Below are 17,996 nucleotides of genomic sequence, written 5' to 3' on the forward strand. Positions count from 1 at the left end.
TGCAGGGGGCCTGTGGATAACTTCTGCAGGTCCCGGCCCTCCCGGGGCAGAATGCCACCATGCGAAAGCAAGTCTTGCCCCTGCCGCTGGCGACAGCTCCCTTCACCATCGTCTCCGCGAGGGCTTCCGGCGTCACCGCAAACCGGCTCCGGCGCAAGGACGTAGTGAACGTGGGCCGGGGTCTCTACCGGCCAGCGGAGTGGGACTTCGATCTGGAGGATGCCGCAAGGGCGCTATCCGCAGTATCGCCCGGAGCCTGGATCTCACACGTGACGGCGGCCCGGCTCCGGCGCCAACTGCTGCCACCATGGTTGGCCGATTCCACAGAGCTGCACCTCAGTAAGCCGCGTGCACTGCCGTCAGTCCGCCGGAAGGGCGTGATCGGCCATACTGTCCTGGCGCACGAAGATGAGATCGAAGTGGTGGACGGGATCCGCTTGAGCACCAGGTCCCGTACCTGGCTCGATCTGGCACGCGTCCTCCCACTTGAGGATCTGGTGAGCATGGGTGACGAACTGATCCGCGTACCGCGGGTCGAGTTCGAGGGCAGGACGCAGCCGCACGCCACCCTGGCAGGGCTGCGCATCCTGGCCCGCCGGCACCCCAACCTCCAAGGCATCGTCCGCATCCGGGAGGCGTTGGAACTGATGCGCGTGGGCGCCGATTCGGCTCCCGAATCGCTGCTCCGCCTGGCCATGATCAGCGCGGGCTTACCCGAGCCAGAACTCCAGGTGCTGTTGCGCGCCGAAGACGCGAGATCGCCGTCGGCCGACCTTGGCTACCGTCATCGCCGCCTTGCCATTCAGTACGACGGCGGACATCACCTCGGCGAGGCGCAGGTGTTCAGCGACAGGAGGCGGGACAAGGCCTTCGAGGCCGCTGGCTGGACAGTCCTCGTCTTCGATAAGGACGATCTTGCTGACGGCTTCCAAGCCGCAGTAAGACTCATTAAACGGGCGCTGCGGAACGCGTGGCTTGACCATCCCCAGGCGTCCGGATTTGCCAGCGAATAAACGTTTGGCGGAGACGGACACATTACGACGGCGGTGCTAAAGGCCGTGACGCCCCCTCACCAAGGTGAGAGGGCGTCAGGCCAAAATCGGCATCGAGTGAGAGAGCGTCAGGCCAAAACCCGCATCAGGTGAGAGAGCGTCACGCAAAAGCCTGCGTTAAGTGAGAGAGCGTCGCAGGGGGTTACCGGAGGACCACCGTGCGGTTGCCCTGCAGGATCACCCGGCCTTCGCAGTGCCAGCGGACCGCGTTGGACAGGGCCTTGCACTCGGTGTCGCGGCCGGCGGCTACCAGGTCCTCGGGCCCGTAGGTGTGGTTCACCTCCACGGTCTGCTGGGCGATGATCGGTCCCTCGTCCAGTTCGGCGTTGACGTAGTGCGCCGTTGCCCCAACAGTTTTCACACCGCGCGCATACGCCTGGTGGTACGGCTTGGCGCCCTTGAAACTGGGCAGGAACGAGTGGTGGATGTTGATCGCCTTCCCGTCCAGCTTCCGGGTCAGGTTGTCGCTGAGCACCTGCATGTAGCGGGCCAGCACCACAAGTTCCACGTCGAACTCGTCCACCAGCTCCAGCAGCCGGGCCTCAGCCGCGGGCTTGGTCTCCGGCGTCACCGGCACGTGGAAGAACGGAATCCCGTGCCATTCCACCAGCGCCTGGTGGTCCGTGTGGTTGGACACCACGGCCACCACGTCCATCGGCAGTTCACCGATGCGCGCCCGGAACAGCAGGTCGTTCAGGCAGTGCCCGAACTTGGACACCATGATCAGCACTTTCCGCTTGGAACCCTGCCGCTCCAGCCGCCAGCGCATCCCGAAGCGCTCCGCAACCGGACCAAAAGCCGCCCGCAGCGTGTCCACGGTGGAGGCATCGCCGTCGGACGCAAAATGCACCCGCATGAAGAAATGCCCTTCGGAACGCTCGCCGAACTGCTGGTTGTCGATGATGTCGCAGCCGTGCTCCAGCAGGAAGCCGGACACGGCGTGGACAATCCCAGGCGATTCCGAGCAGTCCAAAGTCAGGACGTGCTCCACGGTGGTCGGGGAAGAAACAGGGACAGTTTCAGTCTCAGTAGCAGTCATGGTTCAGCACTCGATTACGTTGACGGCAAGGCCTCCGCGGGAGGTTTCCTTGTACTTGGTTTTCATGTCGGCTCCGGTCTCGCGCATCGTTTTGATGGCTTTGTCGAGGGACACCTTGTGGCTGCCATCGCCGTGCAGGGCAAGGCGGGCGGCGTTGATGGCCTTCACGCTGGCGATGGCGTTGCGCTCAATGCAGGGGATCTGCACCAGCCCGCCCACCGGGTCACACGTCAGGCCAAGGTTGTGTTCAATGCCCACCTCGGCGGCGTTTTCCACCTGGGCAGGCGTCCCGCCCAGCACCTCGCACAATCCGGCGGCTGCCATCGAGCAGGCGGAGCCCACTTCACCCTGGCAGCCCACCTCGGCACCGGAGATGGAGGCGTTGATCTTGAACAGGATTCCGACGGCGGCCGCGGCCAGCAGGAAGCGGACCACACCGTCCTCGTTGGCGCCGGGGACGAACTTCACGTAGTAGTGCAGCACCGCCGGGACGATCCCCGCCGCGCCGTTGGTGGGGGCGGTGACGATCCGCCCGCCGGCGGCGTTCTCCTCGTTCACGGCCAGCGCGAACAGGTTCACCCATTCCATGGCCCGCAGCGGATCGGTCTCGCCGGTGTCCGCGGTCAGGGTCTGGAATAACGACGGCGCGCGGCGGCGCACGTTAAGCCCGCCGGGAAGGATGCCTTCCGCGGTGCAGCCGTTGTCCACGCATTCGCGCATGACGGCCCACAGCTTCAGGAGTTCCTCGCGCAGTTCCGCCTCGGACCGCCAGGAAAGCTCGTTGGCCAGCATCACGTCCGAGATGGACATGCCCTCGCGGCTGCAGATCTCGAGGAGTTCGTCAGCCGTATTGAACGGGTAGGGAAGGACAGTGGAGTCAGCCACCACACGGTCGCCCGCGTCAGCATCGCCGTCAACGACGAAGCCGCCCCCAATCGAATAGAAGCTCCGTTCGCTGAGCACCGCGCCGGTGTGGTCCAAAGCCCGGAAGGTCATCCCATTCGGGTGGGCGGGAAGGGACTTGCGCCGGTGCAGGACCACGTCCTCATCCCAGTTGAAGTCCACGCGGTGGTCGCCGCAGATCCACAGCTCGGCATCCAGCGCGGCCGCGGCCACCTGGTCATCGGCGGTGGTGGTGTCCACCGTTTCGGGGTCCAGGCCCTTGAAGCCCAAGACCACGGCCTTGTCCGAACCGTGGCCCCGCCCGGTGGCGCCCAGGGAGCCGAACAGCTCGGCCTGGACCCGGGTGGTGGAGCTCAGGTGTCCGTCGCCCTTGAGCCCGTCAGCGAACAGCTTCGCTGCCCGCATCGGGCCGACCGTGTGTGACGACGACGGCCCGATGCCAACGGAGAACAGGTCCAGGACGCTGAGCGCCATGTCAGGGGACCTCGGGGGAGGCGTACTCCCGCATTGCGTCCAGGAGCCAGCGGCCCAGGAAATCGGCGAACGAGGCGCGGGGGAAGATCCGGAACGACTCGTCGCCCGTCTTCCACAGCACTGCCGGGATGTTGCCGATCTCCGTGGACAGGGCCGTGCCGGCCGCCAGGGCGCGGGGGTGCAGGTCCAGCGAGCAGCCCTTTTCCAGGACCGCCCTGGCCCGCGGGCCCGTGAGCTCGAACGTGGTGCGGTTGGCGGAAAGATCCACCACCTGCCCTGCGTCGCTGCCCTGTGCCTCGCGCAGTGCCTGGATCAGGTCGCCGCCCAGGGACTCGTGGGCTTCGGTGGGCGCCACCACCAGGAACTCTTCCGGGCCAAGCCACAGTACGGAGGTGTCCCCGGTGCCGCTGACGTTGCCGCAGCCTTCGGGCAGGCCGCCGGTGATTGCGGCGACGCGCTGGCCGGCTTCGCTGTTCCGGTTGACCCGGAGGCCCACCATGGTCAGGAACGGCACTTCACGGAGTTCCACCACGCCCGGGACGGAACCGGTTTCAAACTCTGCCCGGAGCTGGGCCGCGGGGCTGACCCGGAGGGAGAGGTTCTTCTCGTAGGAAGTTGCGGGTGTTGCTGTTTCAGCCATCTTTGCGGGTCCCTTCGGGGTCAAAAAGTACGGTTTCGGCGACGACGACGTCCACCAGCTGGTCGCCGGCGGCTGCAACCAGGGTTTCGCCGATCCGGTTGCGGCCGTTCTTGATCAGTGCCAGGCCGAATGACCGGCCCAGTGCTGCGCTGTGGTAGCTGGAGGTGACGAAGCCTTCCATCGGAACCGGGCCGTAGGCGGGGTTGGTGGAACGGCCCTTCTCCACGAGCTGGCTGCCTTCCGGGAGCCGGAGCGTTCCGTCTACCGGCAGGACACTCACCAGGTGCTTGCGGTCCTCGCGCTGGGCGTCGGTGCGGGAGTAGGAGCGCTTGCCGATGAAGTCCTTGGCCTTGGAGACGATCCATTCCATGCCGGCATCCTGCGGGGTGACAGTGCCGTCAGTGTCCTGGCCAACGATCGGGTAGCCCTTTTCGGCGCGGAGTACGTGCATCGTCTCCGTGCCGTAGGGGGTGATGTTGAACTCGGCCCCGGCGGCTGCCACGGCTTCCCACGTGTTCAGTCCGTACCAGGACGGCACGTTGATCTCGTAGGCCAGTTCACCGGAGAAGGAGATCCGGCAGACCCGGGCGCGGACGCCCGAGGCCAGGGTGGTTTCGCGGAACGTCATGAAGGGGAACGCTTCGGCTTCCAGCCCGCCGTTGGCGGCCAGTTCCGGTGCCACTTTGGCGAGGACCTCGCGGGACTTGGGGCCGACGACGGCAATGGTGCTCCACTGCTCCGTCACGGAGGTGCAGTGCACGTCCAGTTCCGGCCACTCGGTCTGCAGCCATTCCTCCAGCCAGTCCAGCACCTTGGCGGCACCGCCGGTGGTGGTGGTCATGAAGTAGGTTTCCTCGTCAAGGCGCAGGGTCACGCCGTCGTCGAAGATCATGCCGTCAGGGGTGCACATCACGCCGTAGCGGGCCGAACCCGGGGCGAGCTTCTTGAACGCGTTGGTGTAGATCCGGTTGAGGAACTCACCGGCATCCTTGCCGCGGATCTCGATCTTGCCCAGGGTGGTGGCGTCCATGAAGCCCACGGATTCGCGGACGGCGGCGCACTCGCGCAGCACTGCAGCGTCCATGTCCTCCCCGTCCTGCGGGTAGTACCAGGGCCGCTTCCACTGCCCGACATCCTCGAACAGGGCGCCCTTGGCCACGTGCCACGGGTGGATCGAGGTCTTGCGGGCGGGATCGAACAGTTCGCCGCGCTGGCGTCCGGCCAGTGCAGCGAACGCCACCGGGGTGAACGGTGCGCGGTAGGTGGTGGTGCCGATGTCGCCGATGCCGCGGGAAGCTTCGCCGGCGGTCCGGAGTGCGGCGGCGATGACGCCGATCGCGTTGACGCCGGAGGTCTTGCCCTGGTCGTTGGCGGTGCTGATGGAGGTGTACCGCTTGATGTGCTCCACTGAGCGCATGCCGGCTCCGGTGGAACGCAGTACGTCAGCCACGGACTGGTCGCGCTGGAAGTCCACGAAGTGGTGGTGCCAGTCATCCGGGGTGCCCTGCTCGCCCGGAACCAACCACAGCTGGCGGGTGGGGGCGGCGGCCTTCGGCTCGCCCAGCGGGGAAGGTTCGACGGCGGTGCTGAAGCCGGCAGCGCGGGCCGCGGTGAGCCCTGCTGAAACGCCCTCGGCGAGGCAGTCGGTCAGGGCGAAGCTGCCCCGGCCCGAACCGATCGTCTGCTGGTTGGGGACCACGGTGCTGGGCACAAACGCGGCCAGGTCGTCGTCCCAGCGCAGCTTGCCCTGGCGCTGGGAGTGCAGGTGCACCAGCGGGCTCCAGCCACCGGACACGGCCAGCAGGTCGCAGGCGATCTGCTCGATGCCCGAGGTGAGTTCGCCGTCGTCGTTAATGCTGCGGACGGTGACGCCGTCCACGCGGCCGTCTGCACCAGAGGCGGAGGTGTTGGCCACTGCGCTGCCGATCAGTACACGCGTTCCGGCTTCGACGGCGGCGGCAGCCGCCTCGGTGAGCTGCGGACGGGCGTCCACCACGGCAGCGATCTTGACGCCGGCGGCGCGGAGGTCCGCGGCCACGGCGTAGGCACTGTCATTGGTGGTGCTGATGACCACGCGCTGACCGGCGGCAACTCCGTAGCGGTTCAGGTAGCTGCGGACGGCGGAGGCGAGCATGATGCCCGGGCGGTCGTTGTTTTCGAAGACCAGCGGGCGTTCGTGGGCGCCGGGTGCCAGGACCACCTGGTTGGCACGGATGTGCCAAATGCGCTGCCGGGAAACTCCCGGTGCCGCGGGGGAGGACAGGTGGTCCGTGCGGTTCTGGACGGCGATGACGTAGTTGGCGTCATAGGCGCCGAAGGCGGTGGTGCGGTTCAGGACGGTGGATTCGGCGCCGGAAACCAGTTCGGCTTCAACGTCGGCCACCCATTCCAGGGCCGGCTTGCCTTCGATGGTCTCGGCCAGTTCAGGGGACGTGGACCCGGACAGGAGGGAGCCGCCCAGTTCCGGCTGGTCGTCCAGGAGCATCACGCGGGCACCGCTGCGGACAGCTTCACGCGCTGCGGCGAGGCCGGCGGGGCCGCCGCCGATCACCAGGACGTCGGTGTGGACGTACTTCTTGTCGTATTCGGCCCGGTCCTCCTCCGGGTCCAGCTTGCCCAGTCCGCTGAGCAGCTCAGCCTTGAGGCCGTCCACCAGGGTGACCGTGGTGGCGGGGAGCATGGACTCGGCAACGTCACCCGGGAAGCGCGCGGCGATCTTCACCATGGCGTTGGATTCCTCCACGCCGGCGGACATGATGCCGCGGGGCCGGTCCTCGTAGAGGGAGTTGCCGGCGTTGATGCGGCCATTGGCGATCAGGGCTGAGGCGAGGGTGTCGCCCGGGTGGCCGGTGAACTCTTCGCCGTCCACCGTGAAGCGCCAGGAAATGGTGCGGTCGATGCGTCCGCCGGCGGCGAGGCGGGCGTTCTGGGAAGTCACTTGGTTGCTCCTTCCGGGGCGGTGGTGCTGGAGATGCTGGTGGTGGAGAGGCTGGGGGCCGCGTTTCCCGTGGTGGTGCTGTCAGCGGCGGTGCTGGCAGTGCCGGTGTCGGCGGTGACCTTGCCGGCGGCATCGGGACGGGGTGAACCCATCGGGTAGATGGCCTGGATCTCGTAGGTGACGGTGTCGCGGAGCATGTTGAACCACTGGCGGCAGCCGGTGCTGTGCAGCCAGCGCTCGGCGAATGCGCCCTTGGTGTTGTCGCGGTAGAACAGGTACTCGGCCCATTCGCGGTCGGTCAGCTCGTTCGGGTTTTCCGGGTAGGCCACGTGGGCCTGGCCGCCGTAGTGGAACTCGGTCTCGTCGCGGGAGCCGCAGTTGGGGCAGGAGATGAGCAGCATGTGCGTCTTCTTTCTAAAGTGCGTCTGGCAGCTAGTGGGCGACGGCGGCGGCGCCGTGTTCGTCGATCAGGGCGCCGGTCTCGAAGCGCTCCAGCGCGAACGGCTTGTTCAGCCTGTGCGGTTCACCCGTGGCGATGTTGTGCGCGAAGGTCATGCCGGCCGCGGGGGTGGCCTTGAAGCCGCCGGTGCCCCAGCCGCAGTTCACGAACATGTTCTCCACGGGGGTGTTGCCCACGATCGGCGAGGCGTCCAGCGTGGTGTCCACGATGCCGCCCCAGGTGCGGAGCACGTGGGCCCGTGCGAAGATCGGGAACAGCTCGACGGCGGCTGCCATCTGGTGCTCGATCACGTGGAAGGAGCCGCGCTGGCCGTAGCCGTTGTAGGAGTCAACGCCGGCGCCCATCACCAGTTCGCCCTTGTGTGCCTGTGAGACGTACACGTGCACGTGGTTGGACATGACTACGGTGGGGTGGACGGGCTCATGCAGTTCGGAAACCAGCGCCTGCAGCGGGTGGGACTGGATGGGGAGCCGGAAGCCTGCCATTTCGGCCAGGACCGAGCTGTGGCCAGCGGCGGCGAGACCCACCTTTTCGGTGTTGATGGTGCCGCGGTTGGTCTTGACGCCCACCACGCGGTTGCCGTCCTTGACGAAGCCGGTGACTTCGCAGTTCTGGATGATGTCCACGCCCATTTCGTCGCACTTCCGGGCGAAGGCCCAGGCCACGTGGTCGTGCTTGGCGATCCCCGCGCGCGGCTGGTAGGTGGCGCCCATGACGGGGTAGCGGATGTTGTCGCTGATGTTCAGGATGGGGCAGAGTTCCTTGACCTGCTTGGGATCCAGCCACTCCGCGTCAACGCCGTTGAGCTTGTTGGCGCCCACGCGCCGCATGCTTTCCCGGACGTCGCCCAGGGTGTGGGCCAGGTTCATCACGCCGCGCTGGCTGAAGAGGAAGTCGTACTCAAGCTCCTCGGGCAGGATTTCCCAGAGCTTGAGGGCGTGCTCGTAGATGGCTGCGCTCTCGTCCCAGAGGTAGTTGGAGCGGATGATGGTGGTGTTCCGGGCCATGTTGCCGCCCGCCAGCCAGCCCTTTTCCAGGACCGCGATGTTGGTCATGCCGTGGTTCTTCGCCAGGAAGTAGGCCGTGGCCAGGCCGTGCCCGCCGCCGCCCACAATCACAGCGTCGTAGGAGGACTTGGGCTCCGGGTTGCGCCAGAGGAAGGCGGGGTGCTCGGGGAGGAGGTCTGCGCTCACTGGGCTGCTCCAATCAGGTCTGCTTCGAAGGCGGCAACTTCAGTGCCGTCCTTGAGGTGGGGATACAGGGGGAACTTCTCCGCCAGGGCGGTGACGCGGGCGCGGAGTTCGACGGCGGTGCTGTCGCCCAGGGAAGTGCTCCCGGAGGCGACGCTGCCTGCCGAGGCGATCAGCGCCGTCGCGATGATGTCCGCGACCTCTGCGAATTCCTCCGCGCCGAAGCCGCGGGTGGCCAGGGCCGGGGTGCCGATCCGGAGGCCGGAGGACACCATCGGCGGGCGGGGGTCGAACGGGACAGCGTTGCGGTTCACGGTGATGCCGATCTTGTGCAGGGCGTCTTCGGCCTGCTGGCCGTCCAGTTCGGAGTTGCGCAGGTCCACCAGGACCAGGTGGACGTCGGTGCCGCCGTTGACCACGGAAATTCCTGCTGCAGCGACGTCGTCCTTGAGGAGACGCTCGGCGAGGAGCTTGGATCCCTGCAGGACGCGTTCCTGGCGTTCCTTGAACTCGGGGGAGGCGGCGAGCTTGAAGGCCACGGCCTTGGCGGCGATCACGTGCTCCAGCGGGCCGCCCTGCTGGCCGGGGAACACGGCGCTGTTGATCTTCTTGCCGTACTGCTCCTTGGCGAGGATGACGCCACCGCGGGGGCCGCCCAGGGTCTTGTGCGTGGTGGTGGTGACAACGTCGGCGTAGGGCACCGGGTTCGGGTGCAGGCCCGCTGCAACCAGTCCGGCGAAGTGGGCCATGTCCACCATGAGGTAGGCGCCAACGAGGTCGGCGATGCGGCGGAACTCGGCGAAGTCCAGCTGGCGGGAGTAGGCGGACCAGCCGGCAACGATCAGCCTGGGCCGGTGTTCCAAGGCAAGGGCCTCGACCTCGGCCATATCGATACGGAGGTCGGATTCGCTGACGTGGTACGGGACCACGTTGTAGAGCTTGCCGGAGAAGTTGATCTTCATGCCGTGGGTCAGGTGGCCGCCGTGGGCCAGGCTCAGTCCCATGATGGTGTCGCCCGGGTTCAGCAGGGCGAACATGGCGGCGGCGTTGGCCTGGGCGCCGGAGTGCGGCTGGACGTTGGCGAACTCTGCGCCGAAGAGCGCCTTGACCCGGTCGATGGCCAGCTGCTCCACAACATCCACATGCTCGCAGCCGCCGTAGTAGCGCTTGCCCGGGTAGCCCTCGGCGTACTTGTTGGTGAGGACCGAGCCCTGTGCCTCCATGACGGCGGACGGGGCGAAATTCTCGGAGGCGATCATTTCCAGCGTCGACTGCTGGCGGCCCAGCTCACTGGCGATGGCCTGCTGGACCTCAGGATCGACTACGGAAAGTCGCTCGTTCAACTGCTCAACCACGGATGCTCCTTTGAAATACCACTTGTCCAATTACTGATATATCAGTGTTGGCTCAATGGTATGATCGGGATCACAGCAGAGTCAATAGCGGGACCAAAAGCGGCGCTGAGCTACCGTTTCGGTTTCGGCGGCCATCAAAGAACGGAGCGGCGTCTTGAATGCACTTCTTGCCCTGGCCCCCGCGGAGGAGGAAGCCCCTTCCCAGGCGGAGGCCGCGTACCGGCAGTTGCGCGACAAACTGATCATGCTGGAGATCCGCCCGGGCGAGCCCATCAATGACGGCCAGCTTGCGGCAGAGCTTGGGTTCAGCCGGACGCCCGTGCGCGAGGCGATCAAGCGCCTCGAGGTGGACCATCTGGTGATCTCCTATCCCCGGCGCGGGACGTTTGCCACCACTGTGGATTTCACCGAGCTTGCCGATGTCTCCGAAATCCGGGAGCTGCTGGAGCCCCTGGCTGCCCGCAGGGCTGCAGCCAGGGCGAGCGAAGGCATGCGGAGGGAACTCCTGAAAGTTGCCGATGCGATTGCCAGCATCGGTCCCGGGGCAGGGGAGTCGCGCGAGCTGATGCGCTACGACCTTATGGTGCACCGGCTGATCTACAAGGCGGCTGCCAACCCGCACCTGGAAGACACCCTGATCCGCTACGACAACCTGGCCACCCGCATCTGGTGCGTGGTGCTGGACAAGGTTCCCTCCGTGACCGGCCACATCACCGAACACGTGGACCTGCTGAAAGCTGTGGCGGCCGGCGACGCGGACAAAGCGGGAGAGCTCGCCTTGCACCACGTCACCAGCTTCGAGGAGACCATCCGCAAGGTGCTGTAGCCCGGACCCTCTCGCACTTACCGTCGCTTCTGCCAGGACCCTCTCGCACTTTCTAAAGGATGGAACCCGCAACGATGCCCGCTGCCACCCGGAACGCCCCGGACCGAACCGTCAGGTTCGGTTACGCCTTCATCGGTGTCCTGCTCATCGCAGTCAACCTTCGGGTGTCCTTTGTCAGTGTGGGACCGGTCCTGCAGAACATCAGCTCCGACCTTGGCCTGTCCAGCGCTGCAGCGGGGTTCCTGACGGGCCTTCCGCTCATTGCTTTCGCAGCCTTTTCGCCCTTGGCGCCCGGCTTCGCTTCCCGTCTGGGCCTCGACCGTGCGCTGTGGATGTCGCTGCTGATCCTGGCCTCGGGCATTGTGCTCCGCTCCGTGCCTGTTCCCGGATTCATCTGGCTGGGCACAGCACTCATAGGCCTCGCGATCGCGTTCCTCAATGTCCTGGTCCCTTCGCTGGTGAAGCGGGACTTTCCCGCGAGGGTCAGCCAGCTCACCGGAAGCTACACCGCCACCCAGGCCGCCTTCGCCGCCATGGGGGCCGCCGTCGTCGTACCCGTTGCCCAAACTTCCACCGCGGGATGGCGGCTTGCCCTCGGTATCTGGGTGGGACTTGCACTCATCGCCATGGCGGTGCTCCTGCCCTGGCTGCGCCGGCACAGCTCCGGCACTGTGAACGCCGCCAGGCCTGCGGTCTCCTACCGGTCGCCCTGGGTCTCAGCCTTGGGCTGGCAGGTGACCATTTTCATGGGGCTGCAGTCGATAGCCTTCTACGTCCTGATGGCATGGCTGCCTACCATCGAACAAAGCCGCGGGGTCACGGCCACTACCGCCGGGATCCATCTGTCCATTTTCCTGCTCATCAGCGTCTTCGCCAGCCTTGCAGCAGGCGGAATCCTTCACCGGGGTTCGGACCAGCGGTTCGTTGCCTTTGCCAGCGGCGCCGTGATGGTTGTGACGTTCGTGGGCCTGGCGCTTGCGCCCGAACTCATCCTGCTGTGGGTTGTCCTGGGGGCAATAGGATGCGGAAGCCTCATTGTCATTGCCCTGTCCCTGTTCAGCCTCCGGACCGTTAACTATTCGCAGGCGGCATCATTGTCCGGCATGGCCCAGTCCGTTGGTTATGGCCTGGCTGCCGCAGGGCCGGTGATGTTCGGTGCTCTTCGCGATCTGAGCGGAGACTGGACGCTTCCGCTCCTGGTCACCGCGGGCATCATGGTGGTGCTTGCCGTGACGGGCGTGCTCGCAGGGCGGAGCCGGGTCATCAGCCCATCGGCATAACCTCGACTCCTGCATCACGCCGCGAGCTTCGAGCAGACCACCCGCAAGGTGCTGTAGGGGGTACCCTATGGTGGCAGATTAGGGATCGACAAGCAGTGCCATCCGGAGCAAACTGGGCCTACGCTGGGCGCTCTGTCCACGGACTGGAGGAAGTTCGCGGGCATCAAGATAAAGGCGCCGCCGCAGCTGGACAGTCCCCAGGGACGGGCAGCCCGGCGGCTGGCAGCGAGGGCACAAAATGAAAAAGCTACTTACTTTGCTGGTTTCCGTGCTTCTGGTCCTGACTCTTGGCGGCTTCGCCAGGGCTGACGGATTCAGCAGGGGACTGATCAGCGTCACCTTTGATGACGGCTGGGCCAGCCAGCATGAGAACGCTCTGCCAATCCTGGACGAGTACGGTATTCCGGCCACCTTGTACATCACCTCCGGAGTGATCGACCAGCAGCCTACGTTCATGACGCAGTCGCAGATCCAGGATTTTGCGGACCGGGGCCATGAAATTGCGTCCCACACCGTGACGCATCCGCACCTCCGGGAGCTCTCCCCGGATCAGCTCGCCGCCGAGCTGACAGAAAGCCAGGCCACGCTGCGGCGGCTTTTCGGCCCGTCCGCTGCCACCAGCTTCGCTTCCCCATACGCGGAGTACAACAACGCCACTCTTGCAGCCATCAGGCAGGTGTACTCCAACCACCGCGCCTTCGACGACGACGGGACCGACAACTCGGGCTTCAACACCCGTGCAGCGTATGACCCGTACAACCTCAGGGTGAAGTTCGTGGAGTCCACCACCACCACGGACACGGTGCAGGGGTGGATCGATTCCGCCAGGGCGAATAACGCCTGGCTGATCCTGGCCTATCACGAGGTGGGGGCCAATATCGGCGGCGGCACGTACACCACGGACACGGCAGTATTCGACGCCGACATGAAGGCCGTCAGGGACAGTGGCCTTGGCCTTGTCACCGTTGGGCAGGGTGCAGCTGAAGTCCTCCTGCAGGCGGCAAGGAACTAGCGCGTGGACGGCGGCCCCCGGAAGTGGGGACCGCCGTCGTCCTTTACCGCTTTTTCCTGCGAGGGAACCTAGATGATCGCTGCCTTCAGTTCCTTGGCGGCGACGCCGGGGTCGTCGGCGCTGTAAATGGAACCCCCGACGACGGCCACCTCAGCACCTGCGCGCTGTACGGCTCCGATGGTGGAAAGGTTCACGCCACCTGCGACGGAGAACGGCACGCGGGCCTCCTCACCGGCGCTCAGCAGCACATCCAGGTTGTAGCCGGGCTTCGCCTGCTCGTCCAGGCCGGCGTGGAACTCGATGAACTTTGCCCCCAGGGCGCGGGCTTCCTTGGCGCGGCCCACCTTGTCCGCCACACCGATCAGGTCCACCACGATGCCCTTGTTGTGGGCTTTGGCGGCCTTGACGGCGCCGGCGATGGTGGAGTCGTCGGCGCTGCCGAGCACGGAGACCAGGTCCGCGCCGGCCGCGAAGGCGATCTCGGCCTCGAGCTCGCCGGCATCCATGGTCTTCATGTCCGCGAAGACGATCTTGTCCGGGTGGGCAGTCTTGACGGCGGTGACGGCTGCCAGGCCGGCGTTCTTCACCAGCGGCGTGCCCAGCTCAATGATGTCCACGTATTCGGCAACCTTGCCGGCCAGGTCGAGTGCTGCTTCGACGGTGAGGACATCCATGGCTACTTGCAGTTTCATTCTGTGTCTCTTTCGGGTTGGGAAACGGACGGTAAGGGAAGGGGAACTTATTCGAGGTTGGCGTGGCGCTGCCAGAGGTCCTCAGGAGCGGAGGCGTCTTCGTCCCACAGGCTCTGGAACACGGCCTCCGTGGTGGCAAACAGCACCTGTTCGAACAGGCTGCCGGAATACTGCCGGGTCACTGCCGAAGCGTGGTCCGTCTTCTGTGCTGCAGGGATAAGTACGACGGCGGCGGCCGCTGCGGCGAGCGGGGAACCTTTGCTGGTGGTGTAGGCAGCCACGCGGGCTCCCTGCGCGACGGCGGTTTCGGCAGCTTTGACCACTCCGGCCGTGGTGCCGGAACCGGAGGCCGCGAGCAGCAGGTCACCGGCACGAATGGCCGGTGCGGTGGTCTCGCCCACCACGTGCACCGCCAGGCCGAGGTGCATGAGCCGCATCGCCGCCATCTTCAGGACCAGGCCGCTGCGGCCTGCACCGGTCACGAAGATCCTGTCCGCCAGCCGAAGCTCGGTGACCAAAGCAGCCACTTCTGCCGGATCGACGCCCTGGAAGACATCGCTGATCTCGTCCAGGACCAGCGCCCTATTGACGGCAAAGGCCCTGCCCGCTCCGGTGACGGAAGCTCCGGCGAACTCCGCCGGGACTGTCTCTGCAATGGTGCTCATGCACCTACCTCCTTGAACGTTGTGACCCTTCAATGCTCACCCGTCCAAAGGGTGGGTCCAACGCCGCCTCCGGGCAGTCATACCTGCCCAAAGGGGTAGGTGCATAAGCCGGTGAGCCGTATACTGGGCGGGTGGAACGCCTCAACCCAGCTCTGTTGGAAGCAATCGCAGCCCTGGCCACTGCTCCTTTGATGGACATCGCACACCGGTTGCGGGAAGCCCTCGCCCCCTACTGGGAATCAAGCGCCCTGGTGGTCTTCACCGAGGACTGCACCGGGCGGCCGCAGAAGAAGGCCGGCGCCGAGGCCATCATCAGCCGCGTGTCCATTGCGGAACTGGACACCATCCGGGCCTCGCTGGCTGAGGGGGAGGGCGGCGGGATGTGGCTTGGCGAAGCCGGCTTCGGAGGCGCCCGGCGCCCGGTGCTTGCTCTGACTTCGCCCAGCAACGCGCTGATGGTCCTCTCCGATCCGGAACCAACACCGGACACATCCGCCCCAATCGACCCGCGATGGGTCCTGCACTATCTGTGGACGCTCGCAGCCGAACGGATCCGCGAAAAGGTGGCTGATGCGCCGCCGTCGTACCTCATCGAGTCCCGGGCCGCCTCAGCCGAGCGCCTGCGCGTGACAGCCGAACTGGTGGACCAGCACTCCACCACCCTGGAAACACTGCTCGCGGCGCTCAGGTCTCCCGCCCTTGCGGACGCTGCCGCACGCACCGCAGCAACCGACGTGGCGGCCAAGGCCCTGGTGGGACTGCGCACGCTCAGTGACCGCACCACGGACCTCGTGGAGGAACCGGTGGCCTCCGCGTTCCAGCGCCTCCGCGAAGACCTCCGCCCGCTGATGAACTTCAGCGGGATCGACGTCCAGTTCATCGAGCCGCCGGTCAACGGGAGGGCACTTCCGGGCGAAGTGGCGCATGCCGCGCGGGCCATCGTGCGCGGCCTGGTGCTTGCGATGGTGGACCAGCAGGGGGTCCGCCGGATCCGCACGCAGTGGGATTGCGACGGCGCCAACCTCCTCATCAACGTCCGGGACGACGGACCCGGCGAACTTTCGTCCTCGGCCCCCGCGATGGCACGCCTCGTCCAGCGCGTCGAGGCGCTGAACGGCAGCATGGGCGTGGATGTGATGCCCGGCTGGGGGGCCGACGTCGCCGTCGTGATTCCGCTGGACCCGCCGGCCCGCCCGCTGGCCGAAGCGGCGGACTGGAACCTGGGGGAGCGGGAGCTGGAGGTGCTGCAGCTGCTGGCCGCGGGCCAGCGGAACCGCAGCATCGCCGCGAAACTGCACATCAGCGAGAACACCGTGAAGTTCCACCTCCGCAACCTCTACCGGAAGATTGGGGCGTCGTCCCGGACGGAAGCCATGGCGCTCGCCCACAGCAACGGGCTGCGCTGACTGCCTGCCTGATTCGATTCCCCCATTGCCGCCGGGCGTTGTTGTTCCTGGCGTTGTGATTTCATCCACCGCAAGCTGGTTGAGAGTATTAGCCATGGCTTCGAACAATGAGCGCGAACCCGGGATCGATGGTGAACCGGGTCAGTCCGGCGGCGTGCAGTCTGTTGACCGCGCCCTCACGGTGCTGGAAATCCTGGCGCGGGAAGGCCATGCCAGCGTCAGCGAGATCGCCGAGGAAATGGGGATCCACAAGTCCACCGTCTCCCGGCTGCTCGGTTCCCTGGTCACCCGGGAAATGGTCCACCAGAACAGCGACCGCGGCAAATACCAGCTGGGCTTCGGCATCCTGCGCCTGGCGAGCTCCATTCCCGGGCGGCTCAGCCTGGTCCGGGAGGCCCGGCCGGTGCTGGAGGCGCTGGCGGAGGAATTCAAGGAGACGGTGAACCTTGCCGTCCTCCGCTCCAATTACGCAGTGAACGTGGACCAGGCGATGGGCCCCTCCACTTTGGCCACCTATGACTGGGTGGGCAACCTGACCCCGCTGCACGCCACCTCAAGCGGCAAGGTCCTGCTGGCTGCGCTGCCGGCCGAGGAACGGGACCGCATTTTGAAGGAGACCGGCCTGCCGCCCAGGACTCCGCGGACCATCACCAACCGCAAAGAGCTTGAAACCCAGCTGATTGACGTCGCCCGCGAGGGCTACGGCGTGGTGCGGGAGGAGTTTGAGATCGGGCTGGCTGCTGTTGCCGTGCCGGTCCACAACCACCTGGGTGCCGTGATCGGGGCCATCAGCATCTCCGGCCCGGCCTTCCGCTTTGACCCGGAGAAAACGCCCGGACTGATCGAAGCCCTCAAAGACGCGGGACTGCAGGTCAGCGCCAGGATGGGCTACACCGGCGGCCGCTGACGCATCAGCTTCCCCGGGGAGGACAAGGAAGCCCCCCGAGCACCAGGACGCCCCAAGCCGGCAGCGCTCAAAGTTCCTCCTCTTCGAGCCGTTCGGTGAGGATCCGGTTGGCGTTGACCTGCAGGATGCCGAGCGACTCCTGGATCAGGGGTGCGGCGATGCTTCCCCTGCGCACCGCGGCGACGATGCGGCGCGTGGGTTTCGACTTGCCCGTGATACGTAACCGGACCACGTTTTCGGCACCGTGCAGTGGCGCCAGCCGGGGCAGCAGGCCGACGCCGAGCCCCGCACCCACGAACGCGATGTGGGTTTCCCATTCGACGGCTTCATGGGCGATCCGCGGTGTCACCCCCACTGCCGTGAATGCGGCTGTGAAGAGGGAATGGTAGGTGGAACCCGCGGCCTCCGTGATCCAGGGTTCCGATGCCAGCTCTTCAAGAGTCGCTGTTTCCCTTGACGCCAGCGGATGGTCACCGGGAATGATCACGTCCAGGGGATCGTCGAGCAGGACCCTCTGCTCAAAGCGCGGATCGTCCTCACCGTAACTGTCGGACTGCATGGCGATGATGACTGCAAGGTCGATGCGTTCCGCAATCAACAAGTCGAAGCAGCGGGCCGGATCAGCCTCAAGAACCTGCACCTCCAGCAGGGGGTGTGTTGAGCGCAGGGTGGCGGCCAGCGGCGCGAGCAACTGGGCGGCGGCAGAGGAGAATCCGCCGAGGCCAAAGTGGGACTGCACCTGGTCGCCGGCCTCCATGGCTGCCGCGCGCAGGGTCTCCCACTGGGCAATGAGGGGATCCGCGCCCGCCACGAGAAACCGCCCCGTAGCGGTAAGCCGCACGCCCCGGCCGTCTTTCGTCAGCAACTGCATCCCAAGCACGCGCTGGAGCTCCCGCAATTGGGCGGAGACGGCAGAGGGGGAGTAGCCGGTGAGTTCCGCCGTCCCGCCGATGGTGCCGCAGCGGGCGAACACCCGCAGTGTGATGAGCCTGGCGTCGATCATGCACCTATTCTGCATGATTATGTTCAATATCTCGCGCTTTTATTGCAGCGCCTGTGACCCTAATCTCATCACTACAAAGCTTTTCGACCACGCCGCCCGCCCCCATGCATCCGTGGTCACAACGCAACACCCACTACCCATGCCTCCCGGGAGG

Annotated in this window: 16 protein-coding genes; 6 read left to right on the forward strand and 10 right to left on the reverse strand. The window is 66.1% G+C overall.

What is annotated here, in order from left to right:
* Positions 1 to 59: 59 nt before the first annotated feature.
* Complete coding sequence (locus ASPHE3_RS01030) at positions 60 to 1,013, forward strand: DUF559 domain-containing protein (RefSeq protein ID WP_041651824.1); 954 nt, start codon at positions 60 to 62, stop codon at positions 1,011 to 1,013.
* Positions 1,014 to 1,194: 181 nt separating this feature from the next.
* Here ASPHE3_RS01030 and purU read toward each other — a convergent pair whose 3' ends face one another.
* From purU to glyA, 7 genes are read right to left on the reverse strand one after another with little or no spacing between them, the layout of a single operon-like run.
* A complete protein-coding gene (gene purU / locus ASPHE3_RS01035) occupies positions 1,195 to 2,091 on the reverse strand; it encodes a formyltetrahydrofolate deformylase (protein ID WP_013599370.1) in 897 nt (298 codons plus the stop codon).
* A gap of 3 nt (positions 2,092 to 2,094) precedes the next feature.
* Positions 2,095 to 3,468 (reverse strand): L-serine ammonia-lyase, encoded by a 1,374-nt coding sequence (locus tag ASPHE3_RS01040; RefSeq protein ID WP_013599371.1) that lies wholly within the window; start codon positions 3,466 to 3,468, stop codon positions 2,095 to 2,097.
* A gap of 1 nt (position 3,469) precedes the next feature.
* Positions 3,470 to 4,108 carry a sarcosine oxidase subunit gamma gene (locus ASPHE3_RS01045; RefSeq protein WP_013599372.1) on the reverse strand — a complete coding sequence of 213 codons (639 nt, stop codon included), beginning with the start codon at positions 4,106 to 4,108 and terminating at the stop codon, positions 3,470 to 3,472.
* Complete coding sequence (locus tag ASPHE3_RS01050) at positions 4,101 to 7,046, reverse strand: sarcosine oxidase subunit alpha family protein (RefSeq protein WP_013599373.1); 2,946 nt, start codon at positions 7,044 to 7,046, stop codon at positions 4,101 to 4,103. Before ASPHE3_RS01050 ends, ASPHE3_RS01045 begins: the two co-directional genes overlap by 8 nt.
* Positions 7,043 to 7,447 carry a sarcosine oxidase subunit delta gene (locus ASPHE3_RS01055; protein WP_013599374.1) on the reverse strand — a complete coding sequence of 135 codons (405 nt, stop codon included), beginning with the start codon at positions 7,445 to 7,447 and terminating at the stop codon, positions 7,043 to 7,045. Before ASPHE3_RS01055 ends, ASPHE3_RS01050 begins: the two co-directional genes overlap by 4 nt.
* A gap of 31 nt (positions 7,448 to 7,478) precedes the next feature.
* Positions 7,479 to 8,699 (reverse strand): sarcosine oxidase subunit beta family protein, encoded by a 1,221-nt coding sequence (locus tag ASPHE3_RS01060; RefSeq protein WP_013599375.1) that lies wholly within the window; start codon positions 8,697 to 8,699, stop codon positions 7,479 to 7,481.
* Complete coding sequence (gene glyA / locus ASPHE3_RS01065; RefSeq protein WP_013599376.1) at positions 8,696 to 10,051, reverse strand: serine hydroxymethyltransferase; 1,356 nt, start codon at positions 10,049 to 10,051, stop codon at positions 8,696 to 8,698. Before glyA ends, ASPHE3_RS01060 begins: the two co-directional genes overlap by 4 nt.
* A 154-nt stretch (positions 10,052 to 10,205) precedes the next feature.
* Between glyA and ASPHE3_RS01070 the strand changes: the two genes are divergently transcribed.
* From ASPHE3_RS01070 to ASPHE3_RS01080, 3 genes are all read left to right on the forward strand, one after another.
* Positions 10,206 to 10,877 (forward strand): GntR family transcriptional regulator, encoded by a 672-nt coding sequence (locus tag ASPHE3_RS01070; protein ID WP_013599377.1) that lies wholly within the window; start codon positions 10,206 to 10,208, stop codon positions 10,875 to 10,877.
* A 59-nt stretch (positions 10,878 to 10,936) separates the two neighbouring features.
* On the forward strand, positions 10,937 to 12,157 hold the full coding sequence (locus ASPHE3_RS01075; RefSeq protein ID WP_254362958.1) for an MFS transporter: 1,221 nt from the start codon (positions 10,937 to 10,939) through the stop codon (positions 12,155 to 12,157).
* Between the two features lie 238 nt (positions 12,158 to 12,395).
* Complete coding sequence (locus ASPHE3_RS01080; protein WP_081459808.1) at positions 12,396 to 13,169, forward strand: polysaccharide deacetylase family protein; 774 nt, start codon at positions 12,396 to 12,398, stop codon at positions 13,167 to 13,169.
* A 68-nt stretch (positions 13,170 to 13,237) separates the two neighbouring features.
* Here ASPHE3_RS01080 and hxlA read toward each other — a convergent pair whose 3' ends face one another.
* Together hxlA and hxlB are read right to left on the reverse strand one after the other, a co-directional pair.
* Positions 13,238 to 13,861: a 3-hexulose-6-phosphate synthase gene (gene hxlA, locus ASPHE3_RS01085; RefSeq protein WP_013599380.1), complete on the reverse strand. Its 624-nt coding sequence runs from the start codon at positions 13,859 to 13,861 to the stop codon at positions 13,238 to 13,240.
* A gap of 47 nt (positions 13,862 to 13,908) precedes the next feature.
* Entirely contained in the window at positions 13,909 to 14,526 is a 618-nt protein-coding gene (gene hxlB / locus ASPHE3_RS01090) for a 6-phospho-3-hexuloisomerase (protein WP_013599381.1), read from the reverse strand.
* 191 nt (positions 14,527 to 14,717) lie between these two features.
* Between hxlB and ASPHE3_RS01095 the strand changes: the two genes are divergently transcribed.
* Together ASPHE3_RS01095 and ASPHE3_RS01100 are read left to right on the forward strand one after the other, a co-directional pair.
* Positions 14,718 to 15,932 (forward strand): helix-turn-helix transcriptional regulator, encoded by a 1,215-nt coding sequence (locus tag ASPHE3_RS01095; protein WP_081459878.1) that lies wholly within the window; start codon positions 14,718 to 14,720, stop codon positions 15,930 to 15,932.
* 94 nt (positions 15,933 to 16,026) lie between these two features.
* Positions 16,027 to 16,839: an IclR family transcriptional regulator gene (locus ASPHE3_RS01100; protein ID WP_013599383.1), complete on the forward strand. Its 813-nt coding sequence runs from the start codon at positions 16,027 to 16,029 to the stop codon at positions 16,837 to 16,839.
* 67 nt (positions 16,840 to 16,906) lie between these two features.
* Here the strand turns inward: ASPHE3_RS01100 and ASPHE3_RS01105 are convergent, their stop codons facing one another.
* Positions 16,907 to 17,842 carry a LysR family transcriptional regulator gene (locus tag ASPHE3_RS01105; protein WP_013599384.1) on the reverse strand — a complete coding sequence of 312 codons (936 nt, stop codon included), beginning with the start codon at positions 17,840 to 17,842 and terminating at the stop codon, positions 16,907 to 16,909.
* Between the last annotated feature and the right edge of the window lie 154 nt (positions 17,843 to 17,996).

Origin of the sequence: Pseudarthrobacter phenanthrenivorans Sphe3, assembly GCF_000189535.1 — a bacterium.
Taxonomy (GTDB): domain Bacteria; phylum Actinomycetota; class Actinomycetes; order Actinomycetales; family Micrococcaceae; genus Arthrobacter; species Arthrobacter phenanthrenivorans.

What these genes read in the sequence shown, in the direction of transcription:
- ASPHE3_RS01095 (WP_081459878.1), top strand. Translation starts at nt 14,718, where the DNA reads ATGGACATCGCACACCGGTTGCGGGAAGCCCTCGCCCCCTACTGGGAA.
- hxlB (WP_013599381.1), bottom strand. Translation starts at nt 14,526, where the DNA reads ATGAGCACCATTGCAGAGACAGTCCCGGCGGAGTTCGCCGGAGCTTCC.
- ASPHE3_RS01030 (WP_041651824.1), top strand. Translation starts at nt 60, where the DNA reads ATGCGAAAGCAAGTCTTGCCCCTGCCGCTGGCGACAGCTCCCTTCACC.
- ASPHE3_RS01045 (WP_013599372.1), bottom strand. Translation starts at nt 4,108, where the DNA reads ATGGCTGAAACAGCAACACCCGCAACTTCCTACGAGAAGAACCTCTCC.
- hxlA (WP_013599380.1), bottom strand. Translation starts at nt 13,861, where the DNA reads ATGAAACTGCAAGTAGCCATGGATGTCCTCACCGTCGAAGCAGCACTC.
- ASPHE3_RS01105 (WP_013599384.1), bottom strand. Translation starts at nt 17,842, where the DNA reads ATGATCGACGCCAGGCTCATCACACTGCGGGTGTTCGCCCGCTGCGGC.
- ASPHE3_RS01100 (WP_013599383.1), top strand. Translation starts at nt 16,027, where the DNA reads ATGGCTTCGAACAATGAGCGCGAACCCGGGATCGATGGTGAACCGGGT.
- ASPHE3_RS01075 (WP_254362958.1), top strand. Translation starts at nt 10,937, where the DNA reads ATGGAACCCGCAACGATGCCCGCTGCCACCCGGAACGCCCCGGACCGA.
- ASPHE3_RS01055 (WP_013599374.1), bottom strand. Translation starts at nt 7,447, where the DNA reads ATGCTGCTCATCTCCTGCCCCAACTGCGGCTCCCGCGACGAGACCGAG.
- ASPHE3_RS01080 (WP_081459808.1), top strand. Translation starts at nt 12,396, where the DNA reads ATGAAAAAGCTACTTACTTTGCTGGTTTCCGTGCTTCTGGTCCTGACT.
- ASPHE3_RS01040 (WP_013599371.1), bottom strand. Translation starts at nt 3,468, where the DNA reads ATGGCGCTCAGCGTCCTGGACCTGTTCTCCGTTGGCATCGGGCCGTCG.
- purU (WP_013599370.1), bottom strand. Translation starts at nt 2,091, where the DNA reads ATGACTGCTACTGAGACTGAAACTGTCCCTGTTTCTTCCCCGACCACC.